This window comes from Janthinobacterium sp. ROICE36, from assembly GCF_002869965.1.
GTDB lineage: Bacteria > Pseudomonadota > Gammaproteobacteria > Burkholderiales > Burkholderiaceae_D > Janthinobacterium.
This window is the reverse complement of sequence record NZ_PEBS01000166.1, coordinates 1-1,625: the sequence shown is the minus strand read 5'-3', so window position 1 is coordinate 1,625 and position 1,625 is coordinate 1. Positions and strand designations below refer to the sequence as shown.

2 protein-coding genes are annotated in these 1,625 nt (G+C 63.3%); both read right to left on the bottom strand.

Annotated elements, in window-relative coordinates; genetic code table 11:
• Positions 1-305: ESPR domain-containing protein (locus CSZ94_RS27220; protein WP_219726062.1), on the bottom strand; the 305-nt coding region annotated here is incomplete at its 3' end.
• Between the two features lie 33 nt (positions 306-338).
• Positions 339-1,625: ShlB/FhaC/HecB family hemolysin secretion/activation protein (locus CSZ94_RS28240; RefSeq protein ID WP_102124348.1), on the bottom strand; the 1,287-nt coding region annotated here is incomplete at its 5' end.

The window sequence follows — 1,625 nt, the reverse complement described above, 5'->3', positions numbered from 1 at the left end:
CCCTTGTTGATATTGAAGTTGGCCCAGTTGATGACGGCGTTCTGACTGCCCTGATTGATCACCGTGGCGCCCGGCGCGCCATTGATCGTTGCCTGCCCCGCCACCACCGTGCCGCCCGCCGGCCCCGCCAGCGCCAGACTGCCGTAGCCCAGCATCAGCGCCGCTGCCATGCTGGTCAAGGCGAAATGCGCCCCGCCCCCGCTGCATCCTGGCATCGAGCGCTTGCCGGCGGATTTGACGTTTTCGGAAACGGCGGCGTAAACGCCCGTGGCCTGATTCCAGATGGAGCGGTAGATGCGGTTCATGGCGGTGTCCTGAGTGTTTTAACTTGTACGAATTTAGAAGTACTTGACGGCTTGCAGCCAGAAGCGGCCTGCCGCATCCGGTGCCGAGGTCGCCTTGGCATTGCCCAGCTTGTGTGCGTAATACGCTTTCAGGACGAGCGCATTGGCGCCCGTCCACGTCACACCCACGCCGGCGCCGCTCAGGGTGCGGCGGTTCTCGCCAGCGCTCCAGGCGTCGCGGTTCAGCTTGACGCTGCCCGTGTCGGCAAAGGCCAGCACCTGCAGCTGGCCGGGAAAGGCAGTGAAAGCCGTCACGTTCTGGCGCAGTTCCAGATTCAGCACGTAACCCTGGTCGCCATACGCCTCGCCGCCCGGGTAGGCGCGCACGCCGCCCATGCCGCCTATTCCCATTTTTTCAGAGACATCGAGATTTTTCGACGCCGCCTGGCCGCTGAGGGTGCCGAACAAGCTCGTCTCGCCACCCAGGCTTTGCACGCGCGCCGCATTGAAGACGAGCTTGTTGAAGTGGCCGTTGCTCTTCACCGTCAGTTGGTCGAGCCGCAAAGCCAGCGGCGTCTCGATCTCGATCTTGCCCGTGGTGTAAGTGATGGAATACGTGCTCACGCCACCGCCGCCCCAGCCATCCTTGGCGTCGCCGTTCAGGTTCAGCATCCACACCCTGGCCGTCTTGTCGTTGACGCTACCCGTCGATTCCGTGCGGTCCTGGAAGGTCTTGTCGTCATAGCTGACCTGCGCATACAGGTTGCTGCTGCGCGAGCGAATCAGCGGATAACTGCCATAGGCGCTGGCAATCTTCGCCGTACCCTTGGCGTCGAGTACGGCAAATTCCTTGCCCAGCTTGTAATCCATATACGTATAGGCACCGCCCAGGCGCAGCAAGCCTGCCTGTCCCTGATACGCCAGGCGGCCATAATTCAAGCCGTCGGCCGAAGTGAAGGCACGCATGGTGGCCACGTCGCCGATGCCGGCCAGTTCATTGATGTTCAGGGTGGCGCCGATGCGGTTGCGGCCCGTGTAGCGGTTGCCCTGGTTATCGACATCGATGCTGCCGTTGAAACGCGATCCCGGCTGCACGTCGACGATCAGGTCGGATGCGCCCAAGGACGCCCCCGGCGCCAGGGTCGAATTCACTTGCACGCCCGGCAAGTCCGACAGCAGCAGCAAGCGCCGCTCCAGCGGCGCCGTGGCGATCACTTGCCCGTCGAGACCGGCCAATAGCGTGCCGGCCAGACCGTCGGACAGATTGCTCTGGTTGCGCAGTTGCACCTGGCCATACTGCCCCGGCAGCACGCTGATTTGCACCACGCCATCGTGGATGTC